Here is a 6,258-nt window from a genome sequence, read left to right as displayed (position 1 = left end):
CTCGCCGCCATCTGGTCCGACATCCTCAACCTCCAGCAGATCAGCATCGAGGACAGCTTCTTCGACCTCGGCGGCGACTCCATCCGCGCCATCCGTGTACTGTCCGCTGCGAAGACGGCCGGACTGCCACTGTCGGTCTGGATGGTGCTCCAGGCAAAGAGCCTGGCCGAGCTCGCGCGCATGGTGGAATCAGCTGCGGACCCGCTCCCGGCCCAGGACGACGTGCCGCTGCTCACTGGACATCGTCGACAGCTGGAAAAGGGCGCGGCCGGTGGCCGGACCGTACGGCTTCCGCTCACGCGGGCTGCGGACACCGAGCTCCTGGAACGAGCCCTGCGTGCAGTCGTCCGGCACCACGAGGCGCTGCGCCTCCAGTACCGGGTCACCGGTGAGGACCCGCTTGCCCGGTTGACCGAACTCGGGGACGAGGCGATCGTCCAGGTCCTCGACCTGAGTACGGTGGCGGCTGACGACCGTGGACCCGCCATCGCCCAGGCGCTGTCGGAGGTGAACGCCTCGGTCGACGCGGATCGCGGCGTCCTGGTCCAGGCACGGCTGGTCCGGTTCGATCCCATGTCTCCGGGTGAGCTCTGGATCACGCTCCACGACCTCGCTGCGGACCGGTCGTCCTGGTCCGTCGTTCTCAGCGATCTGAACTCCGCCTACCGCCAGTACGGTGAAGGACGGCCGGAGGTCAACCTCCCGCCCGTGGCGACGCCGTTGCGCTCGTGGGCTCGTGCGCTCACGGAGCTGGCGCACTCGGAGGAGATCCTTGACCAGGCCGGCCTCTGGCTGAACCGGCCCGAAGCCCCGGCCCTTCCCACCGACCAGCGGAGGAACCAGCACTCGCACGGGGCCTTCGAGACGGTCACCGCCACTCTCCCGCCCGAGCTGACCGACAAGCTGCTCGCCGATCCCCACCCGGAGCGCCTGGTCTTGGGCACATTGGCACGAACCCTGGCCCGTTGGACCGGATCGGAGCGCGTCAACATAGACGTGACCGCCGATCCACGCCACAACCGCGCTCGGGAGGACGCCCTGGCCCGTACGGTGGGTCTGCTGAGCTACACCTTCCCCGTGTCGCTCCGCGTGCCGAAGACCGGCGACGCCGCCGACTCCTACCGGTCGGTCTCCAGGCAGCTGCGCACGCTCCCGGCCCCGGCGCACGGCTTCGAGCTGCTCCGGTACCTGGCGCCCGACGCCGCCCTGGCGGCAGAGCTGGCCGAACTGCCCGAGGCCGAGGTCGGGTTCGCCTTCGTCCCGCCCACCCAGCTGAGCTCGGACGAAGAGAGCCTGGTATTCGTCCCGGAGCGGATCGCACCGGTTCCCGGCGATCCCATGCCGCATCTGCTGGACGTCGAGGCGGACGTGCGCGGCGGCCGGCTCTACCTCCGGTGGACCCACGACAGCGCCGTGCACGACCGTCAGACGGTCGAGCGCCTGGTCGCCGACCAGCTGGAGGAGTTGGTCTCACTCCTGCGGCAGGACCCCGGCAATCCCTCCACCGGATCAGGTAAGCCCGGCGGTTCGCCCAGCACGCCGACGGCCGACCCGTTGCGCTCGATCTCCGGGGGGATCGTGGACGTGATGGCCCGGAACGGCATCCCGGGTGCGAGCCTGGCACTGATCCAGGACGGGCGGACCGTGGCGGTGGACAGCTTCGGTGTCCTCGAAGCCGGGTCTTCCGAGCCGGTCACCCCGGACACCCTGTTCGCGGCCGGTTCCATCAGCAAGCACGTCACGACCTTCACGGCCCTCCGCCTGGTGTCCCAGGGACTGCTCGACCTCGACGCGGACATCAACGAGTACCTCTCGTCCTGGCAGGTACCCAGCTCCCCCGACCACCCGGTAACGGCTCGTCTGCTGCTGGCGAACCTGGCGGGGTTCGCCCAGAGTCCGGCCTTGTACGAGGGCTACCGTCCGCAGGATCCGGTACCGACCGTACTCGACGTCCTGAACGGCCGCGCCCCGGCGCGGACACCCGCCCTGGCGGTGGCCGAGCTCCCGGGCAGGGCCTTCCAGCTGAACTCACTCAACTTCTCGGTGCTCCAGCAGGCCATGACCGACATCACCGGTGAGTCCTATCCGGACCTCGCACGCCGTCTGGTGTTCGAGCCCTTGGCCATGGCCGACAGCGGGTACGCGGCGCTGCTGCCCGACGAGGCCGGACGCCGCTACGCCCGCGGCCACGACGCCGCCGGCCGTCCGGCGCCGGACGGCTACTACGTCAACCCGGAGGCGGCCGCCGGCGGCCTCTGGACAACCGCGGCCGACCTGGCAAACCTCGCCACCGAGGTACGCCGCTGCTACCTGGGGGCAGAGGGCGGACTGGTCGACCGGGCCCTCGTCCAGGAGATGCTCCGCCCTCAGTCCGACCGCGCATACGGATGGAGCACGATCCTCGACACCACGAGCGAGGACCTGGAGTTCGGCCACGGCGGCCAGGCGGCCGGCTACCAGGCGATGACCTGGATGCGCGTGCACTCCGGCCTCGGCCTGGTGATGCTCAGCAACGCGGTGACCGGACGGGAGCTGGTTCGGCACCTGATCTCCGCCGTGCTGTCCGGGCGCACTCGCATGGCCGGCGTATGGCAGCAGGCGATCGACGACGCCGTGCAGCGGGAGCGCGCCGCCGCGAACCCGGACCTGCGCCGATGACGGACTCCTCGGCCGTGGCCGATCATTCGGCCACGGCCGGCCTGTCCCTGCAACCGCTCGGTCGGAACCGGGACTTCGTCCGCCTGTGGGTGAGCGCCGGGATCTCCCGGCTCGGCACCTCCGTCACCATGGTGGCCTATCCGCTCCTGGTCCTCTGGCACACCGGATCGGCCACCGCAACGGGGCTGGTGACATTCGCAGCCGCACTTCCGGCCTTCCTGGTTCAGTTGCCGGCCGGCATGCTGGTCGACCGTTGGGACCGCCGAAGACTGATGATCGGGTGCGATGCCGTCGGCCTCGTCACGGTCGGCGGCGTCGCGGTGGCGGAGGCCTTCGCATGGTTCTGGCTACCATTTCTGATGGTCGCGGCCTTCGTCCAGGCCTCGCTGGCGCTGGTCCACCAGCTGACCGAGCGAGCAGCGGTCCGCTACGTGGTGCCGACCGCCCAGCTGCCTACGGCGATGGCCCGCAGTGAGGCGCGCGGAGCTGCGATCGGACTGCTCGGCCAACCCGGCGCCAGCATGCTGTTCTCGCTGGCCCGTTGGCTCCCGTTCGCGGCCAATGCCGGCGCGAACGCCGTGGCCGTACTGCTCCTGGTCCTGTTGCGGAGGAGGCTGCAGACAGAGCCGGACGGCCCCCATCCGCCGCTTCACGTCGGCGTCGCCCAAGGCCTGCGCTGGTTGTGGCAGCGCAGCTTCCTTCGGATCCTGACCGGCGTGTTCGCCGGAAGCAACCTGGTGTTCCGGGTGCTCCTGCTGGCCGTGATGGTGACCATCCACCAGAACGGAGGCTCACCGGCGCTCGTCGGCGTCGTGCTCGGCATCGGCGCCTTCGGCGGGGTGCTGGGCGCGCTGAGCGCGGCCTGGGTGGCCCGGCGCATGTCCTTCCGCCGTACGGTGGTGGCCGGGTTCGCGCTGTGGGCAGTGCTCACTCCACCGGCGATCGTCTCCGACGGCCCTCTGGCACTCGCCGCTGTCCTGGCCGCCATCTCCTACGTGGTCGGCGTCCTGAACGTGGTCGGGACGGTGTACCAGATGCGCATCACCCCGGACGAACTCCAGGGCCGGGTGAGCGGGGCCAGCAGCTTCCTCATGTCGGGCATCGGATCGCTGGGCGCGCTCCTGGGCGGTTTCCTACTCGACCGGCTCGGCGCCACCGCCACCGGCGTCGCCACCGGCGCCTTCGTCGCGGTCCTCACCGTCACGGCCGGCGTCTCCCGGGGATGGCCCGAGGAACCGGACCGCGGTCCGGCCCCCGGGCCGCAACATGAGTGACCGTCATTCGGTCGGCCACCTCACCTCGGGGCAGGCCGACCTGCGGCGAACACGTGCCGCACCCTACGGAGGGAGGACAGGTCGGTCAGCGGGTCGCCGTCGACGGCAATGAGGTCCGCGCGCATACCGGGAGCGATCCGGCCGGTGTCGGCCAGCCCCAACGCGTGGGCGGCGTTCGTCGTCGCCATGTCGAGGACTTCGGCGTTGTCGAAGCCGAGGGAGGCGAAGAACTCCAGCATGCCCGCGTAGTCACCGAACAGAGCCCCGGGCACGCCGGCATCCGTACCGCCGATGAACCTGACACCGGCCGTTCGCATGGCTCGGATCGCCGCGATCATGGCCTCCGCCCGCTCCGGCCCCATCTGCTCCAGGAACAACCGCCAGTCCCCCGAGACGCAGCGGCAGACAGCCACGTCGCCATCGACCATCCGACGCGTGGTCTCCGGGTCGTACACGAGCCCTTCGGCGGTGCGCCAGGAGCAGTGTTCGATGGTCCGGACACCGGCTTCCACGCAGTCGGCGATGGCATCCGTACCGTGCGCATGTGCGGCCACCCCAAGGCCGTGGCGGGCGGCCTCCTCGACCATGAGGCGCAGTTGTCCCGGGGTGAACTGCGACTCCCACATGCGCGGCCCACCTGGTGTCAGCGCGCCGCCGGAGGCCATCACCTTGATCAGATCGGCCCCGGCCGCGACGTTGTCGGCGATCCGCGCCCGGATCTCGTCCTCGGTTCCGACCTCTCCGCCCAGGAACCAGCAGTGGCCGCCCCGGACGGTCAGGGGGGTGGTCGCGGCCACGACGGTCGGACCGGTCGTCTTCCCGGCGGCGATCGCGTCACGCAGTGCAACGGTCAGCGCGTCGCGGTCGCCGAGGTCGCGCACCGTGGTCACACCCGCTACCAACAGCTTCCCGGCTCGTTCGGTCATGGCGGCGAGCAACTCGTCCGGTGCGGTTTCGGTGACCGCGCGAACGGGATCCGGCCCAGCGTCGAATGCGAGGTGCACATGACAGTCAATAAGGCCGGGAAGAACGGTGGCCCCTGGACACCGCAGGCGTTCCACTTCCACACCCACCGATGACTCCAGATCGTCCGCGGTGCCGACGGCACGGATGACACCCGAATCGACGAACACCGCACCGCCCTCGACCATTTGGCCGGCGGGTCCGGTGACAACTCGGTCAGCGGTAATCAGCAGCTTTTTCACGATCATCTCTCGCATAGGCTTGGGAAACGGCAATGAGCTCGCCGGCATCGGCCCGTAAGCCGTCTGCCGCAGGGAAGGCGATGCGCGCGGCGGAATAGGAGGTCTCACCATTCTCGTAGACCGGCTTCAACGCCACGGCCTCGACGATGAGCCGTGCGAGCTGATCCGCCGGGATGCGAGCGAGGTCGGCCGTCGGCGCGACCTGGACCAGATAGGGACTCAGCCGAACCAGTCCGTCGCGGCATTCGATGAGCCGGCGGTAGAACCGCTCGTGGGTCCGGCGGACCCACCACCGGCTCCACCGTGCGCCGGCCTCCTGACGGAGGACGAGCTCCGGGTACGCACCGGAGAGAACCGTCCAGAGAGGGGTGAGTTCGCGATACATGCGCCGGTGACGCACCACCGACCGTAGGTGGGCCAGCAGTTGGGCGCAGGCGGAGTAACTGATGCCGACGAGCGTGATCCCCATGGACCAGTCGGTCAGCGACCAGTTCAGCTGATTCAAGAACTGATGCGATCCGGGCTGTCCGATCCGCAGGCAGACCAGGACCATCCGTCCCACAGCGGAAGCCGTCATTCCCAGCAGGCCCAACGCAACGATCCGCAGGCCCACCGTGAGGTGCAGCTCCGCCATGCGCGCGAACCGCAGCGTCCACAACCCCGAGGCCAGGTAGGCGTAGATGAAGTAGGAGTTGCCGACCAGATAGAACAACGAGATGGACGGCCTCGCCATGTACGGGGTGCTCAGAGTGTGACCACGCATGGACTCCGGTGTCGCCGCGACGAGCACGACGATGACGAGCAGGACTCCGCCGAGCAGGGCGAGGTCGAACCGGGCTCTTCGCCGGTACCGGGACTGTTCGCCGGACTCCGCCGAGACGAAGAAGAGAATGAGCGCAGCCAGTCCCGCCATGTAGAGCCCGTTGAACAGGATCTTGTTGACACCGGGGACCGTCCAGCAGTCGATCAGCCCGCTGAACTCCGGGAAGCTGAGCAGCTCTCCGGCCGCCAGGAGCAAAAGGCAGCACACCAGCATGCGCAGGACCTTGTCATGCGGTGCGCGCACCAGGTCGATGGTCTTCCACACCGACCCGATGACCAACATCCAGGTCACTGGTTCC

At 69.3% G+C, this 6,258-nt stretch carries 4 protein-coding genes; 2 read left to right on the top strand and 2 right to left on the bottom strand.

Annotated elements, in window-relative coordinates; translation table 11 throughout:
- Together ACZ55U_RS15630 and ACZ55U_RS15625 are read left to right on the top strand one after the other, a co-directional pair.
- The coding region (locus ACZ55U_RS15630; protein WP_465526511.1) for a serine hydrolase domain-containing protein at positions 1-2,658 on the top strand (2,658 nt) is incomplete at its 5' end.
- Positions 2,655-3,932 (top strand): MFS transporter, encoded by a 1,278-nt coding sequence (locus tag ACZ55U_RS15625; protein ID WP_465526510.1) that lies wholly within the window; start codon positions 2,655-2,657, stop codon positions 3,930-3,932. The genes ACZ55U_RS15630 and ACZ55U_RS15625, both read left to right, overlap by 4 nt.
- Before the next feature lie 20 nt (positions 3,933-3,952).
- Here the strand turns inward: ACZ55U_RS15625 and ACZ55U_RS15620 are convergent, their stop codons facing one another.
- Positions 3,953-5,143, bottom strand: coding sequence for an amidohydrolase family protein (locus ACZ55U_RS15620; protein WP_465526509.1), 1,191 nt, complete (start codon positions 5,141-5,143; stop codon positions 3,953-3,955).
- A complete protein-coding gene (locus ACZ55U_RS15615; protein ID WP_465526527.1) occupies positions 5,112-6,242 on the bottom strand; it encodes an MAB_1171c family putative transporter in 1,131 nt (376 codons plus the stop codon). The genes ACZ55U_RS15620 and ACZ55U_RS15615 overlap by 32 nt, the downstream gene beginning before the upstream one ends.
- Positions 6,243-6,258 lie beyond the last annotated feature (16 nt).

The sequence above is a fragment of the Kitasatospora sp. NPDC034533 genome (assembly GCF_055575155.1).
This window is presented reverse-complemented; position numbering and strand designations above follow the sequence as displayed.